Raw genomic sequence first — 21,191 nt, forward strand, 5'->3', positions numbered from 1 at the left:
CCTGTGGACGGTTGCCGACGTGGTCTCGCTGCTCGCCGACCCCGCCCACCGGGTCGCGGAATTGGGGCTGGACCAGGCTTTCGACGCCTCCCGCGCCGTGCTGGACGCCGAGCTGCGGCGGGCGCACGCCCTGCTGGCCGGGCGGGCACCCGGCCGGTTCGGCGTGGCGGGCGCCGCCGCGGTGCTCGGCGTAGCGCCGCGGCGGGCGCACCGGGTGCTGGAGCAGCTGGTGGACCTGCACCTGCTGGTCGTCGACGGTGCTGATGGCTACTCCTTCCACGACCTGGTGCGCCTGCACGCGGCCTCGTGACGAACGGGTTCTCAGCAGCGGTTCAGCAGGGCGTCCGAGAGCGCGACGTACTCCGGGTCGGTGACCTTGAGGTGGTAGATGCTCTTGGTGTAGATCCACGCCCGCGCGTACTCGCACTGGTAGGACGCCGGGGGCAGCCACGCGCCCGGTGGCCGCTCGGCCTTGGCGGCGTAGCTCGCCGCCGAGACCGACAGCAGCTGCGCGTGCTCGACGTCGTTGGCGAACACCGCCCTGCGCTCGGCCGTCCAGGCGCTGGCCCCCGCCGTCCACGCGTGGGCCAGCGGCACCAGGTGGTCCGTGGTCACGGCCGACGGGGTGGTCATCACCGCCCCGTCGTAGGGGCTGGTCCAGCTGCCCCCGGTCACCGGGCACGCGCCCGCGGGCACGGCGGTGGTGGCGTCGCGGCGCAGCGCGACCTGCCGGGCGTCGCAGGTGTCGACCGCCCTGTTCCAGTGCGGGAACAGGGAGCGGCTGTAGCCGGTGGCCGATCCCGAGGGGTTGGACCTCAGGTCGTCCAGCACCTCCAGGGCGACCTCCTTGCTCACCGTCGGGGGCAGCTTCGCCCCGACCGTGTTGACCCGCAGGGTGTTCTCCAGGGCGTCGGCGTAGTTGCGGGCGCCGGAGACCTTGGGGTGGAACGACTGCGCCGACGTGGGCGAGTCGGGGTCCTCGCCGAAGGTCTTGTCGAGGACGATGTGGTGGATCGTCTGCTTGGCCGGGTCCTTCGCGCAGGCGTTCTCCATCTCGAACTCGTCGCGCGGGTCGGAGAACAGCACGCGCCCGTCGGTCTGCGCCATCGTCGCGACGACCTCGTGGATCGCGTCGTTGAGCAGGTCGGCCATGGCGTTCATGAAGGTCATGTCCCAGTGGCTCAGGCCCAGCGCCGTGCAACCGCTGTCCGTGAGCCCCGGCGGGAAGAGCCGGGGATAGCCCAGCACGAGGATGCGCGCGTTCGGCCCGGCCGTCCTGATCTGCTGGAGCGCGGTGCGCACCGACGGCTTGACGCGGTCCCTGATCACCAGGGGCACCGCCTCCCCCAGCGAGGCGGGCACGGGCGCGCCACCGCCCAGCCAGTCCTGGCCGTCCATCTCGCTGCGGCTGCAGTCCGACGTCGGGTCGGGCGAGAAGACGGTGCACATCTGCACCACGTCGCCGAAGTGGGCGTCGTTGCCGCCGATGCTCAGCGCCACCGTGGTGGTGTCGGCGTCGACGAAACCGCGTTCCAGCTGTGAGAGCTCGTGGTACTGGCCCTTCCCGGAACGGCCCCAGGCGTCGGCCACCGCGGCCGGGAGCAGGTGCTGCGTCCGCGCCCCCGAGCAGGCCGTCAGGTGGTAGTCCATGGTCTGGTCCCACGAGTCGGCCTGCGCGCCGATCGACAGCGCCCGCCCGGGCAGGGCCGCCTGCCGCGACCACGCCTTCGTCGAGCGGTGGCAGGCGTTGCGGTAGGCCGGGCCGGTGTAGCCGGCGTCGTCGGACTCCTGGTAGTAGTCCCCGCCTCCCGACACCGAGGCGCCCTCACCGGAGGCGTAGGAGTCGCCCATCACCACCATCTGCTCGGCGGGCTTGCCGCTCAGCGGCTGGAACGCGATGGCGTCGAAGGCCAGCGCCTGGCTGCCGTCACCGTCACGGGTGATCGAGTCCAGCTGCACGGACGGCGTGCCGCCGAACGGGAAGGCGCCCAAGGACACCCACTTGTTGGCACGGGTCTTCTGCAGGACCACCCTCGTGCGGGTCTGGCCGTTGCCGAGGTTGATCCGGTACTTCGCCTGCTGGCTGTGCGCCTGGTGGTCGGGCATGTGCACCATGACCCGCGCCCACTGGTTGAGGGTGCGGCCCAGCGTCCAGGTCCCGCTGACGTACTGGTGGCTGCCGACCGAGTCGGCGTTGCGGGTCCTGGTGAACCAGAAGTGCCCGCCGAAGCCGGCGCCCAGCTGGTGGAAGTCCACTTTGGAGTGGTAGAGGCCGTCGTCGTGCGCGGGGAACGTCAGCGCGAAGGTCCCCGAGTTGCTCCACGGCCGCTGGCAGCCGGCGCGCAGCAGGGGCGCCGTCGGGGAGTCGTCGACGATGAGCGCGTTCGACGGCAGCCCCGACGTGGTGCAGTTGGGCGAGCGGCGCGGGCGCGACTCGTCGGTGTAGACGCCGGCGACGTCGGCGTCCGGTGGTTCCGGTGTACCCGGCGCGGCGATGCTGTCCGCGGGGTTGCCGCACGGGCGGGTGGCCGCCGCGCAGTCCTTCCACTGCGCGGAGCTGTGCCACCAGCAGTGGAAGTCGGAGGTGGTGCAGGGCTCCGCGGCGGTCTCGACGTTGTTGGGGTTGCAGCGGTTGCCGAACTGCACGGAGTTCACGCAGAACGTCCTCACCGGCGGCTTGGCCTCGGTGCGCTTCTCCTTGCTCGTCCACCACGCCTGCTTGTAGCCCGCCTCGTAGCCGTCGCCCCCGGTGTACTTGACGATCGGGTACGCCGCCCAGCCGATGACCTTCTCCGGGTAGGGCCAGTACTGCGGGTGCTTGGCGTCCTCGTAGCGGTTGTCGTCCAGGAACGGCAGCCGGTCCGGCGGGAAGTCGGTCCTCGCGGGGTTGTTGGTCCAGCCCAGTCCCCAGTTGCCGGCGGCGTCGGTGCACGTGGGGCTCGGCGTGCAACCGGAGGTGTTGCCGGTGCTCCCCTGGGGGTTGATGCCGCTGTTGTAGGCCCACAGCGCGGCGAACCAGTTCTCGATCCGCGAGGGGTCACCGCCGTTGAGGGTGATGCCCATCGACTTCGTCTGGTTCCACTTGTCCTGGAGGATGCGCACGCCGGCGGCGATGTTGCTGGCGTAGTCGACCGCGACCGCCAGCTGCTTCTCCGGCGACAGGGTGGTGCCGGCGCCGGGCGTGCCCGCCTTGCGCATGCCGTCGGTGACCTGCGCGACCCCGTACCCGCAGTCGACCTTGGACCAGTCGATCGCCCAGCCGTCCTCGGCCCCGTAGAAGCTGCCGATCAGCGGGTTGCCGGTGACGCCCTCGACGACCAGCGGGGAGGCCTGCCAGAGGTTCGACTCCTGGGCCAGCACGCCGAGCATGATCTGCGCGGGCACCCGGCCACCGCCGGTGAGCTCGGCGGGCTCGAACATCACCTGCGGCGACCAGGACGTGGTCATGCCCGAGTTCTTCCAGTTGGCGGGCCGGGTGATCAGGAGCTTGTTCTGCACCGCCAGCTCCGCCGCCCACTCGACCTGGCTCCAGTGCGGCTGGTACACCTGCAGGTTCACGTCGTTGCGCTGGATCGAGCAGCGGCGGTCCTGGTCCACGGGATCGGTGGACGGACCGGCGGCGCTCGCGGCGGGTGCCCGGCGGCCGGTCACCGCGGGTGAGTCGGCGAGCCCCTGGGCCACGTCGGCGCTCTGCCGGGTGGCGGGCCGCACGCGGAACTCGACGTCCTGGCCCGTGGCGGGAACGCGCGCGGCCAGCCGCACTCCCTCCTCCGGGTTCGCGCGCTCGCCGGGCCGGGGAGCGCGGTGGCCGAACCCGATGCCGCCGAGCGTCGACACCTCGGCGTCGGCCTCGACGTCGACCTTGCGCACGGAGGCGGGCATCACGCCGGTCCTGGCGGGCTTGCCGGTGATGAACACCTTGCCGCCCACGCCACCGGTGACGCGCAACGCGGCCCAGTTCCCGCGGGCGAGCTCCGCGACCCGGCCCGCGGCGACCCGGCGCACGCGGCCGTCGCCGCCGTCGCGGTCCATGAACACCACGCCGCCCTCGGCGTCGGCGCGCAACCGGAACGGCACGCCGCCCGTGAGCGCCAGGTCGCGGGACTTGCCTTCCTTGTCGATGGCGACGACGCGGGAGCCCTGCGCGGCGGCGATCCCGTCCCCGTGGGGAATCGCGGAGGTCACCTCGCCCTGGAGCTCCTGGGCGCGCACGACCGCACCCGTGGTCGTGTCGACGGTGTTGAGCCGCGTGACGCCGAAGTCCACGACGCCGGACTGGGTGAGCACCGCCGTCTCCCCCGTGCCGCAGCCGGGGTTGTAGTAGGCGAGCGACACGGTGGTGCCAAGCTTGGTGACGTGCCCGGTGGTCAGGTCCACGACGGCGGCGAAGGCGCCCCGGTCGAACAGGTGGCCGCGGTTGGTGAAGTGCCGCGGCGCGTACACGACCACGGCGCGCTTGCCGGACCCGGTGACGCAGGCGTTGCCGATCCACTGGTCGGTCTCGATCCACGACTCGCCCAGCGTGGCCGCGGTGCGCCAGGTGTAGCCGGTGGCGGATTCGGCGACGAGCAGGTGCAGGCCCGTGGAGTCGCCGCTCGTGGTCCAGGCGAGGTCCTGGGAGGTGTCCCAGCCCTCCGCCAGCACGGCGTCGCGCCTCTTCGGGTCCACAGTGGACCGGTCTGTTCCGGACTCGGTCGCGGGTGGTGGCGGTGGCGGGGCCGCTGATGCCTGGAACGCACTCAGCAGGGAGCCGACCACCGCCACGCACAGCGCGAACGCCGTGGTGCGCTTGTTCAGCACGCGGATCTCCATCCTCAGGATCGCGGGTCCATCGGAGGGAATGCTGGGTCAGCGCGCTTCAGGTCCGGTTCGAGGATTGTTCAGGTCCAGCGCCGCCCTCAGGTCTGGCAGGCCGGGCACCACCAGGTCTCGCGGCCGTGCGCCGTGCGTTCGGCCGCGCGGAACGCGATCGGCGTGCCGCAGCGCAGGCACGGTCGTCGTGCCCGCCCGTAGACCCAGTGCCGGGGCCGGGGCAGGCCGGTCGTGTTCTGCGACGGGTTCTCCGAGACCGCGTGCCGCAACCGCCGCCGGGCGTCGGTGAGCAGCACCTCGAGCCCGTCGACGGACCCGGCGGCCCGCCACGGGCTGACGCCGTGCAGGAAGAGCAGTTCCTGCGCCCACATGTTGCCCAGCCCCGCCACCCGGCGCTGGTCGAGCAGCGCCGCGACGACCGCGTCCTCGCCGGCGGCCGCGACCCGTGCCACCGCGGCGGCGATGCCGTCGGCCGCGTCCGTGCCGAGCAGGTCCGGGCCGAGGTGGCCCACCACGGCCCGTTCGTCGGACGTCCTCAGCACGGTCAGCACCGGCAGCGCCACCCCGACGAGGGTGCGTCCGTCGTCCAGGTGCACCGCGATCCGCAGCTGGGGCAGCACCCGTGCGGGCAGCCGCCTGCCGGGGCGCAGCACCGACCACGAGCCGCTCATCCTGAGGTGCGAGTGCACGGTCAGACCGGCATCGGTGCGGGTCAGGAGGTGCTTGCCCCGCGCACGCCACTCGCGGATGCGCTGCCCGGCGAGGTCGACGGTGGCGAAGCGCGGGTGCCGGACGTCGCTGCGGGTGATCAGCGCACCGGCGGTCGCGGTGTCGAGCCGCGCCGCGAGCCGCGCCACGCTGTCCCCCTCCGCCACCACCCCATCATCGGTCACGCGAGCCGGCGCGGCAGCGCTCGTGGGCCGCCCCGATCGGTGCGATGCTGGTGGGGTGGCTGAGCCGGAGCACACGCCCGACGGGCACTTCGTGATCATCAACGGCCGGCGGTGGCGGGCCACCGACCCCGCCGTCCCGGCCGACCCGGCGGCACGGCTGCGCCGCCTGCTGATGGCGGCCCGCCGGGACGTCGGCACCGCCCTGCGCGCCCAGGACGCCGAGGCGGAACGCGACGCCCGCGACCGGGTCCAGCTCGCGAAGGTGGCGCTCGGCGAACGCGGCACACCGTGGTGGGAGCAGACGGCCGCCGAGCGGGAGCAGCGGTGGCAGGACGGCCTCGCGGCGCTGGACGGCCAGAGCACCTGAACGGCCGCACCGATCACCCTCGCCGTCGTCCCACCCGGCGTTACCGTGGGTGCACGTCGCTTCAGGGGTGGAGGTGGTGCGCGGTGGAACGACGCGTGTCGGTCGCGACGCACTGGGGAAGTTTCGTCGCCGTGGTCGACTCCGGCCGGCTGGTGCGGATCGAGCCGACGCACGACGACCCCGCGCCGTCGCCCATCGGGCCGGGCATGGTGACCGCCGCCGACGACAGCGCCCGCATCCTGCGCCCGGCGGTGCGCAGGGGCTGGCTGGAGGGCAAGCCCCGCACCGGCGACACGGCCAGGGGCACCGACGCCTTCGTGGAGGTGAGCTGGGACGAGGCGATCACGCTGGTGAGCGACGAGCTCCGCCGGGTCCGCGCACAGCACGGGGACAGCGCGGTGTTCGGCGGTTCCTACGGGTGGGCGAGCGCGGGCAGGTTCCACCACGCGCAGGGGCAGCTCCACCGGTTCCTCGCGCTGGGAGGCGGCTACACCGACTCCCGCAACACCTACAGCACGGCGGCGCTGGAGGTGATCCTCCCCCACGTGATCGGCGGTCACCCGTGGAGCTACCAGAGCCGGATGCCGATGTGGGACGAGATCGCGGAGCACTGCGAGCTCGTGGTGGCGTTCGGCGGGCTGGCGCTCAAGAACAGCCAGGTCAACCCCGGCGGGCTGGCCCGGCACCAGACGCGGGACCTGCAACGCCGGTGCCGTGAGGCCGGAGTGCGGTTCGTCAGCGTCAGCCCCATCCGCGGCGACGCCGCCGACTTCCTGGACGCCGAGTGGGTTCCCGTCGTCCCCAACACCGACACCGCCGCGATGCTCGGCATCGCGCACACGATGCTCGTCAACGGGTGGCACGACGAGGACTTCCTGCGCCGGTGCTGCGTCGGGTTCGACCGCTTCGCCTCCTACCTCACCGGCGAGCACGACGGCGTCGTGAAGGACGCCGCCTGGGCCGAGCAGATCACCGGCATCGGCCGCGAGGTGCTCACCGGCCTCGCCCGCCGGCTCACCTCACAGCGTTCCGTCGTCATGGTCAACTACGCGGTGCAACGCGCGGACCACGGCGAACAGCCGATCTGGATGTCCGTCGTGCTGGCCGCGATGTCGGGTTCGCTGGGGCGGGCGGGATGCGGCTGGGGCGCGGGGTACGCGACGATGGACGCGACGGGCGTCGCCCCGGACCGCGCCTCCGTGGCGACCATTCCCGCCGTGCCCAACCCGGTGGAGGACTTCATCCCCGTCGCGCGGATCGCCGACGCCCTGCTGAGCCCCGGCGAGGTCATCGACTACGACGGCCGCCGTCTCACCCTGCCCGAGCTGCGGCTGGTCTACTGGTGCGGCGGGAACCCGTTCCACCACCACCAGGACCTGCACCGGCTGACCCGCGCCTGGCAGGCCCCGGACACGGTGGTGGTGCACGAGGCCTGGTGGAACACGACGGCCAAGTTCGCGGACATCGTCCTGCCCGTCGCCACCGGTCTCGAACGCGACGACTTCGCCGCCGGGTTCTCCGACCCCCACCTCGTCGCGATGCCGAAGGTCCGCGAGCCGGCGGGCGAGTCGCGGACCGACCACCGGATCTTCGCCGACCTGGCCGCACGGCTCGGGTTCGGGAGCGAGTTCACGCAGGAGCGCTCCGAGATCGACTGGGTCCGGCACCTCTACGAGCAGACGAGGGCCGAGCACGGCTGCCTGCCGGACTTCGACGACTTCTGGCGGACCTCCACCGCGGAGCTGCCGGCGGCGACCGGGCCGTTCCCCGGCGACTTCGCGGCTCTGCGGTCGGATCCGCAGCGCTTCCCCCTGGCGACACCGTCGGGCCGGATCGAGATCTTCTCGCAGGAGATCGACTCGTTCGGCTACGACGACTGCGCCGGGCACCCGACGTGGTTCGAACCGGCGGAGTGGCTGCACGCCGGCCTGGCGGACCGGTTCCCGTTGCACCTGATCTCGAACCAGCCCGCCTCGCGCCTGCACAGCCAGTACGACAACGGCGGCCACAGCCTGGGTTCGAAGGTGCGCGGCCGCGAGCCGGTGACCCTCAACCGGTCGGATGCCGCGGCGCGCGGCATCGAGGAGGGCATGGTCGTGCGCGTCCACAACGACCGCGGCAGCTGCCTCGCGGGCGCGGTCCTGTCCGACGACGTGATGCCCGGCGTCGTGCAGCTGTCCACGGGAGCCTGGTGGGACCCGGTCCGGCCGGGAGTGAGCGGCACGCTGGACCGCCACGGCAACCCGAACGTCCTGACGGCGGACCGGCCGTGCTCGCGGCTGTCGCAGGGTCCGAGCGCGCAGAGCGTGCTGGTCGACGTCGAACGCCACGACGGTCCCCTGCCCGAGGTGCTCGCCTTCGCGCCGCCGAACTTCGCACCACCCGAACGAATGATCTGATCTCCCGCTCGGGTAACACCGCTGGACGCCCCGTCGGCGGCCTCATTACGTTGCGGGGCCATGACCGAAGTCCAGGATCTCAAGTACCGCCAGTGGTTCAGGGGCGCGGACGTCGACGGCGACGGCGTGATCACCGTCGAGGACGTCCGGCTGATGGGCGAGCGCTTCATCGCGGCCCGCGGCGCCACGCCGGGCTCGAAGGTCGCCCGGCGGCTGACCGAGGGCCTGGAAGCGTTCTGGACCACCGTGATCGCGCCGATGGACAGCGACGCGGACGGCAAGGTCGACCTGCGGGAGATGACGGAGGGCTTCCGGCGCGCGCTGGCCAGCCCCACCCAGTACCCGCAGCAGGTCGGGCCGGTGGCCGACTGCTACTTCGACCTGACCGACGCCGACGGCGACGACCGGGTCGACCTCGCGGAGTTCCGCGAGATCTTCGGCATGGCGGGCAACGTGTCCGAGGAGGACTGCGCGGCCGTCTTCCACTCCCTGGACCTGGACGAGTCCGGCGGCCTGGACCGCGCCGAGTTCCACCAGGCGCTCATGGAGTTCTTCTACGGCGACGACCCCGACGCCCCCGCCGCGCACCTGTTCGGCAGGATCGCCGTCTGACCCGCCGCTACGATCCGTACCCATGACGGCACGCCGTTTCACCGGCACGATCCACGCGGACGACCAGGGCCGCGTGGTCGTGCCCGTGCCGTTCGACCCGGACGAGGCCTGGGGCGCCAAGTCCCGGCACCACGTCACCGGCACCGTCAACGGGGCGCGCTTCCGCGGCGTCGTCGACACCTCCGGCACCGGCCACCACATCGTTCTCCCCTCGGCGTGGCTGCGCGACAACACCCAGACCCCCGGCAGCGTCGCCGAGGTCTGCCTGTCCCCGGAAGGCCCCCAACGCGCCGACCTGGCCGAGGACGTGGCGGCCGCCCTCGACGCCGCACCGCAGGCGGCCGCGTTGTTCGACTCCCTGGCCCAGTTCTACCGCCGCGCCTACCTGCGCTGGGTCGACGCCACGGTGCGCCGCCCGGAACTGCGCGCGGCGCGGATCGCCGAGATGGTCGACCTGCTGTCCGCCGGGATCAAGCAGCGCCCGAAGGGCTGATCGCCGGCGCTCAGAGCCTCGCCCGCTCGACCAGGTTCAGCAGGAACGTCCGGGTCGAGCCCATGCCGTAGCGGTTGACGTCGCTGGACATCCCGGCCACCTCGACGATGGTGGGGACGAGGTCGATGCCCGCGGCTCGTGCCCGGTCGGCCAGACCCCACAAGTCCACGAGCACGTCACGGGGATCGTTCGCCTGATCCACAGCCGAAATCTTGACCAGCCGCGTCCGGTAGCCCTGCAGCGCGGTGTCGTCGAACGGCAGCGTCGCCGCCCAGCAGAACGACGGGTAGCGGGTGAAGATCGCGCGCACGGCCGCACGGGTGGGTTCGTCGCCCCGCTCGTAGAGGTCGAGCAGTTCCGCGAGAGCGGCCTCGGATTCGTCGACGACCCCGGCCTCTTCCGTCGGCGCCATCCCGGCGCCGAGTTCGGCCGCCCAGTTCGGATTGGTCAGGTCGACCGGGCGTTGTGCGATCGGGCGCAGGACCGCGTCGAGGTCCGCGATGCGTCGTTCCAGGTCTGGTAGTGACACCTCACCATTATCGCGACGGCGGGTGCCGGCCGTGCGGAAACGGCTCAATCCGGTCTGGTCGCTGGATCGCGGTCACGAAGCGTGCGACGGGTTCAGGGCCGGTTCATTTCCGCTGCCCACGGCTCCACTCGTGCCGCACCGGCCGGTGCGACCGTCGGCGGCAGGAGGTGAGGGGCATGCCGACGAAGCGCCTGTCGTTCGACGAGTACGGAACCTCCGCGGACGAGGACGACCTGGAAGACGGAACCGAGCCGACTTATGGCTCCTACTACGTGGTCCTGCCGGAGAACGGCTGGCAGTCCGAAGTGGACCCACCGCCGAAAGATGACGCGCCGCAGCCTGAACCGACGCGCGGCCGCAGCACTGGTGACGCCGCCGGGATCGTCACGGCTCTGGTGGCGGGCGCCGTCCCGGCCGTGGTCGTCGACCAGGTACCGGTGGCACTGGCGGTCGGTCTCGCGGCCGGGGTGGCCGGTGGGCTGCTGGGCCGTTCCGCGGGAATCGCGCTGAGCCGGCGGAGGAAGGAGACCGATCGTGAAGCCTAGGCTGCGCAAGGCGGCCTGCTGACGCTGGCCTTCGGCGCCCAGGAGGCGGACGCCGCGCCGAAACCCGTGCCTGGGCGCGCCGGTTCCAAGTGAAGGAGATCCGCCCCACCCGATGATCACGCGTGCGCGGCACCCCGAGCCGGCGACGGTAATCTGGCGTCGCACGGTTCGACTGCAGGTCTGCAGCGGAAAGGGGAACGGGTGCCACGGGTCAGCGAGGAGCACCTGGCTGCGCGACGCCGGCAGATCCTCGACGCCGCCGCCCGCCTGTTCGCCGAGCGCGGCTTCGCCCGCACCAGCATGAACGACGTCGTCCGCGAGGCCGGGCTGTCGATGGGTGCGGTGTACCGGTACTTCCCCAGCAAGGCGGACCTCGTCATCGCGGTCTGCGAGGGCCGCGGCGGCGACATCGACGGCGAGTTCCCCGTCGAACGCCCCCGCGACCTGCTGGCCCGCCTCGTCGGCCAGGTCAGGCCCGGCGGCGCGCATGCCCGCCTGTCGGTGCAGGTGTGGGGCGAGGCCGCCGTCGAGCCCGAACTGGCCGCGAAGGTCGTTCCGGTCCACTGCAGGCTGCAGGAGCAGCTCGTCCACCTGTTCGACGTGGACGGCACCCGGCACGACGACCAGGACGCCGTCGCCCAGGTCGCGCTCGCCTCGGTGGTCGGGATGGCGGCGCTGGTGGCGGCGGGGGTTCCGGTCGACGAGCGCAGGTTCATCGACGCCCTGACCGGTCTCGTGGACCCCCGCTGACCCCTCGGCGGACCTACGCGGCGGCGACGGGAGCGAGGTAGAACCGCGTCGCGGCGATCTTGCCCTCCCGCACGACCGTCATGATCGCGGGACCGCACAGGACGGTCTTCGCCCCGTCGGGGCCCGTGCCGGTCATCTCCCACTCCGACCAGATCTCACCCCCGCTCTCGGCGCGGCGCAGCACCCGCGCCTCCAGGTCCGGCAGCCGGGACAGGATGGCCGTCCAGTTGACGGCGACCTGCTCCGTTCCGACGAAGCTCTCCGCGGGACGGTGCGGGATCTCGGCTTGGTAGTCCGGTGTGAAGCAGTCCGCGACGCGCTGCGGATCGTGCGAGTTGATGGCCTCGCGAAGGCGCTCCACCGGGTCGATGGTCATGGACGTTCGTTTCCTCTCTCTACCGGTGACAAGGCCGAGCCGGTCGCCCGTGGCGAGGTCGGCTCGTGCACGCCAATAATAAAGCGAGCGCTCACTCGTTATTCCAGCTGGGCCTGGTGATTCGCTGACCTGCGCGGATGCACCTCCGAAGCACGCGTCGGTCTCTTTGGTCCATACGAGCGACTGACGACCAACTCGCCCCAAACGGCTCAAGATCCGCCGTAGGGTCGGCTGTGTGGTAGATCACCTGCCCGACGACGAGCCTTGGCGGGTGCGCGTGCTGGACGCCGGCGGCCGCGTCCTCGGCGCGGGCGTGCTGCTCGGTGAGACGAAGGTGCTGACCTGCGCGCACGTGGTCCCCGAGGGCGCGGACCACGTCCTCGTCGACCGGATGCGCGGGCCGGCCGTGCGGGCCGACGTGGTTCCGGAGCGGCTGGTGCGTGCCCTGGCGGACGGCCGGGGTGACGTCGCGTTGCTGGACCTCGCGGGGCCCGTGGAGGGTGCGGGCGCGATGCTGCGCCGCACCGCGTTGCGCGGGAACCTGGTCGTGCGCACGGTCGGGTTCCCCGGTCCGGCGCACCACGGCGTGCCGGTGCTCGCGCGCCTCGCCGGGCGGGGCGGGCCCGGTCACGAGCGGGTGCTGCTGAACCGCGACTCCCCCACCGCCTACCGCGTCACCAGCGGGTTCAGCGGCGCAGGCGTGGTGGACGGCGCGGGCGCGGTGATCGGGATCGTGGCCGGTGAGCTCGCCCACGACAGCGCGCACCCCGCGTGGATGATCCCGGTGGAGACGGTGCTGCACCATCTGCCCGACGTGGCGCGGTGGACGGTCGGCGGCGCGGCGCTCGACGACGGGTTCGTCGGGACACCCGACGCGGACGTCGAGCAGGTCGAGCTCGCGAGGACGCTGGCGAGCTGGCTCGACCGGCGCCGCGCGCACGACGGGGTGATGGTGCTCGCGGGCCGTGACCGCGAGGTGCTGCACCGCGCCGTCGGACTGTCCGCTGTGGAGTCGCGGCCGGAGACCTCGAGCGAGCCGGCGGGCACCGTGCCCGCGGCCGGCTCCATCGACATCGTCGTGAACGCGTCCTGCCGGAGCGTCGACGAGGTGGTCCGGCGCATCATCGACCTCCTCGGCATCGCGTTCGACGAGAGCAGCACCCCGACCGAACAACTGCGCGCGGGCACGCCGCCCATGACCGTGGTGATCGACGGTGTCGACGAAGCCGAGCAGCCCGAGGTGTTGCTGCAGGAGGTGGTGCGCCCGCTCGTCGAGCAGGGATCGCGGGTGGTGATCGGGTTCCTGCGCGATGAGTCGCCGAGCCTCACGGCGGCGCGGTCGTGGGAGCTCGACGTGATCACCGAGCGGCTGGACCGGCTCGCCGGCCGGATCAAGGTGCTCGCGGCTCAGGAGGAGTCGCTCGACCGGCACCTCCGCCCGGTCGAGCACCGTGCGGTCGGCCTGCGGATGCGGCTGACCGGGATGCGCGTCGCCGTCACGCGGTCGGACGCGCACTCGATCCGGCCGTCGCTCGAGGAGACCGAGGACGCGCTGGCGCGGGCGTCGCGGCGCACGGAGCAGGCGGCTCTGGCGCTGGACGACCTCCTCGGCCGGCGACGGGAGGCGGGCGGGCTGCTCAACGCCTACCAGGCGAGGGCCGACAACGGCGGTCTCGTCGAGGACACCGGCCTCGCCGAGCTGTTCCGGCGGGCGCACGACCTGCTGGCACGCAGGCTCGACGACCTGCCCGCCGCCGAGGAGGCGGTGCGCGACTACGGGTCCGCGGTCCGGCGCGCGCTCGTCGGCAGGAGGCCGCGATGACCGCGTGCAACCGGCCGGGGTGCACCGGCACGGTCCGGGCCACGGGCTTCTGCGGCACCTGCTGGCGCCGGCCGCTGTCCGAGGAGGCCCTCGCCGAGACGACCGCGGTGACGGGCACCTCCGTGCTCAGCCGGGCGAACGGCGATCCGCTCGCGCTGCCGGTGTTCGCCTTCCCCGCACCGTCGAGCCGGATCCTGAACAACACCACCGTTCCCGAGGAGAACCGCAAGTGCCCCGGGGAGAACTGCGGCGCGCCGGTCGGCCGCGGCTACGCGGGACAGCCCGCCCTCAGCGAGGGCTTCTGCCCCGCCTGCGGCCACCCCTACTCGTTCGTGCCGAACCTGCACGAGGGCGACCTGGTCGACGGCCAGTACGAGGTGATCGGCTGCTTCGCCCGCGGCGGGCTCGGCTGGGTCTACCTGGCGCGGGACCGGCACCTGGACGACAACCTGGTCGTCCTCAAAGGACTGATCGACCTTCGCTACGCCGCGCTCGCGACGGCGGAGCGCCGCGCGATGACCATGATGGACCACAAGAACATCGTGCGGATCCTCAACTTCGTCTCGCACCCCGACAGCGCCGGAAAGCCGCGCGAGTACATCGTCATGGAGTACGTGGACGGGCTGACGCTGCGCGAGGCCGTCCGGCAACGCGCGCTCGGCACGGAGCCGCTGCGGGTCGAGCACGTCATCTTCTGCGTGCTGCAGGTGCTGGAGGCGATGGAGTACCTGCACCGGCGCGGCTACCTCTACTGCGACATGAAGCCGGACAACGTGATCGTCCGGCCGGGGCACCGCGGGGAGGAGGACCGGGTCAAGGTCATCGACCTCGGCGCGGTGCGCAAGGCCGACGACCGCGAGAGCAGCCGGATCGGCACGAAGCACTTCGAGGTGGGCGAGGCGGAGTTCCAGGAACGCGGACTCACCGTGCAGTCGGACGTCCACACCGTCGGGGTCATGCTGGAACGGCTCTACGGCGGCACGTCCGACTGGCTCGACGAGCAGACGGGCGCCACCGACGAGCGCTTCGCGCTGGGGCTCGAGTCCTTCCGGCGGCTGGTCGCCCGGGCCCGGCACGAGGACCCCGACCGGCGGTTCGGCTCGGCCGCGCAGATGGCCGAACAGCTGCGGGGAGTGCGGCGCGAGATCGCATCGCTGCGCGACGGCGTCGCCCGGCCCGAGCCGTCGGCCATCTTCGCACCGACGGCGGCACTGCTCGACTCCGGGCTCGGCGAGGTGCCCCCGTTGCGCAGGTGGACGCGGCCCGACCGGTACAGCGGGACCGGCGTGCCGCTGCCGGACGGCCGGCCGAGCCCCGCCGAGGTCGCGATCGGGCTGCCGGTGCCGCGGGTCGACCCCGCGGACGACGCCGCCGAGCACCTCGCGGCCCTCGGCGCACCGGATGCCGTGCGGTTGCTGGACAAGCTGCAGACCGCCGACCTCGACACCGCGGAGAGCTGGTTCGCCCGCTGCCGGGCGCAGATCGAGATCGGCAGCCTCGACCTCGCCGAGCGGAGCCTGCGCGCGGCCCGGGGCGACGCCCGCGACTGGCGGGTCGCGTGGCACCGGGGACTGCTCGCCCTCGCCAGGGGCGAGGTCGGCCGGGCCCGGCGGGAGTTCACCGCGGTGTACGACGCGGTGCCCGGCGAGGAGGCGCCGAAGCTCGCGCTCGGTTTCTGCGCCGAGCACGAGGGCGGGATCGACCGGGCGAGCCGGCTCTACGAGGCGGTGTGGCGCCGGGACCGGTCGCAGGGCAGCGCCGCGTTCGGGCTGGCCAGGATCAGGCTGGCCGAGGGCGACCGGCAGGGCGCGGTGGACCTGCTCGACGAGGTGCCGAAGGTGTCGCGGCACTACGACTCCGCCGCCGTCGCCGCCGTGATCGTCCTGTGCGGACGGTTGCGGTCGGGTGCCCCCTCGGCCGCCGACCTGGGCGAGGCGGCCGCGCGCCTGCCCTCGCTCTACCTCGACCCCGACGCGCGCGACCGGCTCGTCACGATCCTGCGCGAGGCGGCGGCATCGCTCGCCCGCGAGCCCGGCACCCGGCTCGACCCCGGCGCGGTCTTCGGCACGGCTCCCGGCGAGGACGGACTGCACGTGCTGCTCGAGCAGTCCTACCGCGGTCTGGCCGGCCGGGCGGAGAACGAGGACGAGCACGGCATTCTCATCGATCTGGCCAACACGATTCGCCCGAGGACGTGGTCATGACAGCGCAACCACAACCGGCTTTCGACCTCGAGGTGAGCCAGAACGCCTACCTGTTCGCCGGCGAGACCGAGATGCACGCGGTGCTCACCGTGACGGCCGAGGGCCTCGAAGGCCTGACCGGGCGGGAGGCCACCACGGCGGCCGAGGTGATCGCCATCGACTGCTCCGGCTCGATGCACAGCCCGCCGACGAAGCTGCGGGCCGCCCAGGACGCCACCGCGGCGGCGATCGACGCCCTGCGCGAGGGGGTGTTCTTCGCGGTGGTGGAGGGCACGCACACGGCTCGCGTGGTCTATCCGCCCGATGGGGGGCTCGTCGCCGCGAGCACCGGGACGAGGGCTGCGGCGAAGCACGCGGTGCGGCGGCTGGCCGCGAGCGGCGGCACCGCCCTGGGTGCGTGGCTGCGGCTGGCGGACCAGCTGCTGGCCGCCCACCCCACGGCCGTGCGCCACGTCCTCCTGCTCACCGACGGCAAGAACGAACACGAGACGTCCGAGGAGCTCGACGCCGTCCTCGCCGAGTGCTCCGGCCGGTTCGTCTGCGACGCACGGGGCGTGGGCGACGGGTGGGAACCCGAGGAGCTGCTGCGCATCGTGTCCGCGCTGAACGGCACGGCCGACGCCGTCCGGGAGGAGACCGGGCTCGCCGAGGACTTCACCGCGATCATGCGCGCCGCGATGCGCAAGGTCTTGCCGGAGCTGCTGATCCGGATCGAGACCTCGCCGTTCGCCCGCGTGCGCTTCCTGCGGCAGACGTTCCCGACCCGGACGGACCTGACCGCGCTCGGCACCTCCACCGGTCCCCGGACCACCTCGTACCCCACGGGTTCCTGGGGCGAGGAGAGCCGGGACTTCCACGTCTGCCTGGACGTGCGGCCGGACGGGCTGGACCTGCTCGAGTACCAGATCGCCGAGGTCGGCCTCGTTCCCGTCCACACCGGACTCGGACAGCCGGCCGCCGTCACGGGCACCGTGCGGCCGATCGTCGCGCAGTGGACCGAGAACACCGTGCTCTCCACCGTCCTCGACTCGAAGGTCGCCCACGCCACGAACCAGGCCGAGCTGGGCCGGGCCGTGATGGCGGGCAGCGAGGCCTACGACGCGGGCGACGTCGAGCAGGCCGCGGCGCAGTGGGGCAGGGCGGTGGCCCTGGCGTCCGCGCAGCACAACGAGAAGGTGCTCTCCCGGTTGCTCCGGCTGGTCGACGTCGTGGGCGATCCGGCGCGCGGCGAGGTGCGGGTCCGCACCGAACTGCAGCTGTTCGACCTCAAGTCGCTCAGCCTGAGCCGCAACTACGGCACCCGCGGACCCGACGACGTGCAGGGCCAGAGCGCCGGCCCGCCCCCGGCCGGTCCCGACCTCACCTGCACGCGCTGCCGGCGCGTCTCCTCCCCCGGCACGGCGTTCTGCGAGAACTGCGGCAAGACGTTCGAGGCGACCGCGTGACGGCCCCCCGTTCCACGACCCGGCGCACCCTGCTGCGGCTGCGGGCCGCGCTGCTGGGCGTGACGGTGCTGGTGCTGCTGTCGTCCTGGTACGCCTTCGACACGGTGCACGACACCATCGACACCGTCCGCGACCGCAGCGCGCCCGCGTTGCTGGAGGCCGCCGTCGCCCGGTCCGCGCTCGCCGAGGCGGACTCGCTGGCCATCACGAGCTTCCGCACGGACGAGGCGCAGCTGATCGGACCGGGAGACCAGTACCAGAACCAGATCGCGGTGGCGAACCAGAGCATCGCGCAGGTCGCCGAGGACAACACCCTGGGCGAGGCCGGCAGGAAGCAGCTGCGCGTCGTGGCCGGCCTGGTCGTCGCGTACATCGGGTGGGTCGAACAGGCCGACGCGCACTACCGGCAGGGCGGCGGGAAGTCGCTGGCCACGGTCGACCTCTGGTACGCGTCCCGCCTGCTGCACGAACCGGGCAGCGGTGTGCTGGCCCAGTTCGACGAACTCGTGCGGCAGCAGCAGAACGCGCTCACCGAGCAGCTCTCCGCGACGTCGACGACGTTCTGGCGGGTGGCTCTGGTCGCGGTGCCGATCATCGCGCTGTTCGTGCTCCTCGTGACGACACAACGGTTCCTGCGCCGGCGGTTCCGACGGGCGTGGAACCCTCCGCTGGTGGCCGCCACGGTCGTGCTCGCCGGCTGCGGCGCCATCACGGTGCTCGGCGTCCTCGCGCAACAGGAGGTGGAGTCGGCGGCCGGCGAGCTGCGGCAGGTGACGTCCGCCTGGGACAGCCGGACCTCCACCACCCGCGCCGCCGCGCACGACGAACTGAAGTACCTCGTCTCCACGCTCTGCGCCTCGGCGAACGGCGGCTGCGGCGACACGGTCGCCCGGTTCCGGTCCGCCGCGCGCAAGGAGGACCTGCCGGGCGCGGTGACGGACAAGCAGCTGACCGACGCGGCCGAACGCGCCAACGCCTCGGTCGCGAAGGCCGACGACTACTCGGGCCTGGAGACGGTCATCCCGATCGGCGCCGTGCTGATCCTGCTGTCCGTGTTCGTCGGCCTCCACCCGCGCATCCAGGAATACAGGTACGAGCGACGATGATCCGACTGCTGCTGGTGCTGGTCCTGCTGAGCGCCCTGCCCGCCTGTTCCGGTGCGGGTGCCGCGGGCAAGGTCCAGATCATGGCGTCCTGGACCGAGCAGGAGGAGAAGCAGTTCCTCGCGGTGCTGGCCGAGTTCGAGAAGGACGAGGACGTCCTCGTCGACTACGTCGGCACCAGGGCGCTGAGCCAGGTGCTCCGGTCCGAGGTGCTGCAGGGCACTCCCCCGGACATCGCCCTGCTGCCGAGCCCGGGAGAGCTCGCGGCCTACGCGCGCGAAGGGCACCTCGTCCCGTTGGACGGCATCGTGTCCTCCGGCCAGGGCGAGTACAGCGACCAATGGCTGCGACTGGAGAAGGTCGCGCTGGAGAACGGCGACGACCAGCGTTTCGCCGTCGCGGTCAAGGCCGACCTGAAGAGCGCGATCTGGTTCAACCCCAAGACGTTGCCCGGCCAGAAGCCTCAGACCGGTGAGGAACTGCTGGCGCTCACCAGGGACCTCGCCGCCGGCGGCCGCACGCCGTGGTGCATGGGCCTGGGCGCCACCCCGGACTCCGGCTGGCCCGGCACCGACTGGATCGAGGACGTCCTGCTGCACCAGTCAGGCCCCGACGTCTACCGGCAGTGGGCCGCGAGCAAGCTGCCGTGGACGTCACCCGAGGTGCGCCGGGCCTGGACCACCTGGACCGAGCTGACCGGGGGCGACCGCGTGCGCGGCGGCCCGAGGTCCGCTCTGCTGACGGACTTCGTCGACTCGGGCAGGGCCCTGTTCGACGCGCGGCCAGGCTGCCTGCTCGACCACCAGGCGTCCTTCGTCATGGGCGTCTACCAGGGTTACGACACCGCCCCGAAGGTCGCGGAGGACTTCGACTTCTTCCCGTTCCCCTCCTTCGCCGGCAGGCAGCCGGCCTCGGTCGTCTCGGCCGACCTGGCGGCCATGTTCACCGACACGCCCCAGGCCAGGAAGCTGATCAGCTACCTCGCCTCCGAGAAGGCGCAGCGGATCTGGCCGCGCAACGGCGGGGCGTTCTCGACCAACCGCAAGGTCGGGCCGTCGGAGCACCGCGACGAGGTCGGCAAGAAGGTCGCCACGGTCCTGACGTCGGACCAGTCGCTGTGCTTCGACGCCTCGGACCTCATGCCCCCGAAGGTGCGCACCGCGTTCTACCGAGCGGTGCTCGAACACGTGGACGATCCGTCCAAACTGGACTCGCTGCTGGTGAAGCTGGAGACCGTCCGCGCCGGTGTGCCCGAGGAGGAACGGGTGGAGTTCCCGTGCCGATGAGGAGCCGGGCGGTGCCCACCGCCCTCAGTTGACGCAGCTGACGCCGCCGGCGGTGATCACCGGTTCTGGGGTCTGGGCGGGCTGGCGCCGGGCACCGTCGAGGACGAGCCCAGGTCCGCCGGTGAGCCGATCAGCCGCCATCGCGGCGTAGTCCTGCCCGAGGAACACCCGCACGTACCCGGCGGGGACGACCGCGTCCGACCGGACCGGCAGCCCGCCCAGCTCCCGCGCCACCGCCCGCGCGCCCGCTTCGGCACCGGAGCCGTGCAGCACCACCGAGTTCGCCAGCACGTTTTCGGCGTTGGCCGCGGTGCCCTCCGCGTATCCCTTGGCCACCAGCGTCTTCAGCACCGCGACGGCCGCGCCCGGCTTGGCCGAGGCGTTGCGCACGTCGACCGTGAACGCCGCCTCGTCCACACCCGGCTGACCGGTGGCCGGCGGCGTGGATGGCGCCGGCGTCTTCGACGGATCCGCCGTCAACGACTGGACGAACGCGCGCACCTCGGCGGGGTCGACCTGGACCGCCAGGCCGTCCTCCGGGGTCCGCAGGTCCAGCCGGCCGGTCGGGATGGTCTTGAACTCGATGTTCCCGCCGGTCAGGCCCTGCATCTGCCCGGCGAACCCGAGCACGTCCCAGTCGGCGTCCAGCACGATCGACTTCGTCACCGCGGAAATCAGGTCGCGCAGCTTGCCCTGGTCGGTGAGCACACCGGCGGAGAGGATCTTGCGGGCCAGGCCCGCGAGGAACACCTGCTGGCGGACGACGCGGTCGAGGTCACCGCGCGGCAGGTCGTAGCGCTGCCGCACGAACGCCAGGGCGTCCCTGCCGGCGATGGTGTGCTCCCCCGCGCTGAACCGGGCCCCGGACTTCGGCTCGTCGACCGCGTTGGTGAGGCAGACCTCGACTCCGCCGATGGCCTTGGTGATCTCGTAGAAGCCCGCGAGGTTGACCTCGGCGTAGTGGTCGATCGTCACGCCGGCCAGGTCCTGGACGGTGGCGATGAGGTTCTTCGCACCGGCCTGCCGCGACCGCGTCTCGATCTCGGCCGAGTCCGTCTTCCCCTGCCGGCGCAGCTCGGCGGCGGTGTCGTTCTTGGCCGCGCCGTAGGCCGAGTTGAGCTTGTGCTTGCCGTAGCCCCCGGCGAGGGTGACGTAGGAGTCGCGCGGGAACGAGATCGCGACCGCCTTGCTGCCGTCGTTGGGCATGTGCAGCAGGATCATGGTGTCCGTGTTGAACCCGCCGTCGTCGCCACCACCGGCCTGCAGCTCGTCGAGCACCTGCTGCGGCAGCGGGTTGCCCTTCGAGTCGGTGCGGCTGTCCATGCCGACGAGCAGGATGTCCACCGCGCCGTCACGCGGTGTGTCCCCGCCCGCGTCGGCGCTGATCACGTCCGTGGTGGACAGCTGGTTCTGCAACGACCTGAGGGTGACGTAGCCGTAACCGCAGCCGACGAGTACCACCGCCGACAGCAGGGCCACGACCGTCTGGAAGGCGCCGCGGAAGCCCGCCCGTGACCGCGATGCCTGCCGCGGACGCACAGGTGGCGCGACCGGA

16 protein-coding genes and 1 pseudogene are annotated in these 21,191 nt (G+C 72.5%); 12 read left to right on the plus strand and 5 right to left on the minus strand.

Annotation, left to right across the window (positions count from 1 at the left end; all coding sequences use genetic code 11):
- Window positions 1–310: pseudogene (locus tag ACFWGZ_RS16015) on the plus strand (SARP family transcriptional regulator); the annotation flags it as partial.
- A gap of 11 nt (window positions 311–321) precedes the next feature.
- Here ACFWGZ_RS16015 and ACFWGZ_RS16020 read toward each other — a convergent pair.
- Complete coding sequence (locus ACFWGZ_RS16020; RefSeq protein ID WP_382452265.1) at window positions 322–4,800, minus strand: hypothetical protein; 4,479 nt, start codon at window positions 4,798–4,800, stop codon at window positions 322–324.
- Window positions 4,801–4,898: 98 nt separating this feature from the next.
- A complete protein-coding gene (locus tag ACFWGZ_RS16025) occupies window positions 4,899–5,687 on the minus strand; it encodes a DNA-formamidopyrimidine glycosylase family protein (RefSeq protein WP_382452266.1) in 789 nt (262 codons plus the stop codon).
- Between the two features lie 73 nt (window positions 5,688–5,760).
- On the opposite strand from ACFWGZ_RS16025, the gene ACFWGZ_RS16030 reads away from it, so the two are divergent.
- The 4 genes from ACFWGZ_RS16030 to ACFWGZ_RS16045 all read left to right on the plus strand — a co-directional run bounded on the left by ACFWGZ_RS16030 (window position 5,761) and on the right by ACFWGZ_RS16045 (window position 9,576).
- Window positions 5,761–6,072, plus strand: a complete 312-nt coding sequence (locus ACFWGZ_RS16030; RefSeq protein WP_382452267.1) for a hypothetical protein — start codon at window positions 5,761–5,763, stop codon at window positions 6,070–6,072.
- Between the two features lie 83 nt (window positions 6,073–6,155).
- Window positions 6,156–8,471 (plus strand): molybdopterin-dependent oxidoreductase, encoded by a 2,316-nt coding sequence (locus ACFWGZ_RS16035; protein ID WP_382452268.1) that lies wholly within the window; start codon window positions 6,156–6,158, stop codon window positions 8,469–8,471.
- A 60-nt stretch (window positions 8,472–8,531) separates the two neighbouring features.
- Window positions 8,532–9,083, plus strand: coding sequence for an EF-hand domain-containing protein (locus ACFWGZ_RS16040; protein WP_382452269.1), 552 nt, complete (start codon window positions 8,532–8,534; stop codon window positions 9,081–9,083).
- 22 nt (window positions 9,084–9,105) lie between these two features.
- Window positions 9,106–9,576, plus strand: coding sequence for a YdeI/OmpD-associated family protein (locus ACFWGZ_RS16045; RefSeq protein ID WP_382452270.1), 471 nt, complete (start codon window positions 9,106–9,108; stop codon window positions 9,574–9,576).
- A 10-nt stretch (window positions 9,577–9,586) separates the two neighbouring features.
- Here ACFWGZ_RS16045 and ACFWGZ_RS16050 read toward each other — a convergent pair whose 3' ends face one another.
- Entirely contained in the window at window positions 9,587–10,105 is a 519-nt protein-coding gene (locus tag ACFWGZ_RS16050) for a hypothetical protein (protein WP_382452271.1), read from the minus strand.
- Window positions 10,106–10,281: 176 nt separating this feature from the next.
- On the opposite strand from ACFWGZ_RS16050, the gene ACFWGZ_RS16055 reads away from it, so the two are divergent.
- Both ACFWGZ_RS16055 and ACFWGZ_RS16060 read left to right on the plus strand, forming a co-directional pair.
- On the plus strand, window positions 10,282–10,650 hold the full coding sequence (locus tag ACFWGZ_RS16055) for a hypothetical protein (protein WP_382452272.1): 369 nt from the start codon (window positions 10,282–10,284) through the stop codon (window positions 10,648–10,650).
- 201 nt (window positions 10,651–10,851) lie between these two features.
- Window positions 10,852–11,400 carry a TetR/AcrR family transcriptional regulator gene (locus ACFWGZ_RS16060; protein ID WP_382452273.1) on the plus strand — a complete coding sequence of 183 codons (549 nt, stop codon included), beginning with the start codon at window positions 10,852–10,854 and terminating at the stop codon, window positions 11,398–11,400.
- A 13-nt stretch (window positions 11,401–11,413) separates the two neighbouring features.
- Here ACFWGZ_RS16060 and ACFWGZ_RS16065 read toward each other — a convergent pair whose 3' ends face one another.
- Complete coding sequence (locus ACFWGZ_RS16065; RefSeq protein WP_382452274.1) at window positions 11,414–11,776, minus strand: nuclear transport factor 2 family protein; 363 nt, start codon at window positions 11,774–11,776, stop codon at window positions 11,414–11,416.
- 235 nt (window positions 11,777–12,011) lie between these two features.
- Here ACFWGZ_RS16065 and ACFWGZ_RS16070 point away from each other — a divergent pair, with 235 nt between their 5' ends.
- Genes ACFWGZ_RS16070 through ACFWGZ_RS16090 form a run of 5 tightly spaced genes read left to right on the plus strand, consistent with a single transcriptional unit; the run spans window position 12,012 to window position 19,636 of the window.
- Complete coding sequence (locus ACFWGZ_RS16070) at window positions 12,012–13,598, plus strand: trypsin-like peptidase domain-containing protein (RefSeq protein WP_382452275.1); 1,587 nt, start codon at window positions 12,012–12,014, stop codon at window positions 13,596–13,598.
- The gene (locus ACFWGZ_RS16075) at window positions 13,595–15,802 is read left to right on the plus strand and encodes a tetratricopeptide repeat protein (protein WP_382452276.1); all 2,208 of its coding nucleotides are present in this window, start codon (window positions 13,595–13,597) and stop codon (window positions 15,800–15,802) included. Before ACFWGZ_RS16070 ends, ACFWGZ_RS16075 begins: the two co-directional genes overlap by 4 nt.
- Complete coding sequence (locus ACFWGZ_RS16080) at window positions 15,799–17,247, plus strand: VWA domain-containing protein (protein WP_382452277.1); 1,449 nt, start codon at window positions 15,799–15,801, stop codon at window positions 17,245–17,247. Before ACFWGZ_RS16075 ends, ACFWGZ_RS16080 begins: the two co-directional genes overlap by 4 nt.
- On the plus strand, window positions 17,244–18,353 hold the full coding sequence (locus tag ACFWGZ_RS16085) for a hypothetical protein (protein WP_382452278.1): 1,110 nt from the start codon (window positions 17,244–17,246) through the stop codon (window positions 18,351–18,353). The genes ACFWGZ_RS16080 and ACFWGZ_RS16085 overlap by 4 nt, the downstream gene beginning before the upstream one ends.
- Window positions 18,350–19,636: an ABC transporter substrate-binding protein gene (locus tag ACFWGZ_RS16090; RefSeq protein ID WP_382452279.1), complete on the plus strand. Its 1,287-nt coding sequence runs from the start codon at window positions 18,350–18,352 to the stop codon at window positions 19,634–19,636. Before ACFWGZ_RS16085 ends, ACFWGZ_RS16090 begins: the two co-directional genes overlap by 4 nt.
- Before the next feature lie 24 nt (window positions 19,637–19,660).
- Here ACFWGZ_RS16090 and ACFWGZ_RS16095 read toward each other — a convergent pair whose 3' ends face one another.
- Window positions 19,661–21,175, minus strand: coding sequence for an LCP family protein (locus ACFWGZ_RS16095; protein ID WP_382452280.1), 1,515 nt, complete (start codon window positions 21,173–21,175; stop codon window positions 19,661–19,663).
- Window positions 21,176–21,191 lie beyond the last annotated feature (16 nt).

The sequence above is a fragment of the Lentzea sp. NPDC060358 genome, from assembly GCF_042725365.1.
GTDB lineage: Bacteria > Actinomycetota > Actinomycetes > Mycobacteriales > Pseudonocardiaceae > Lentzea.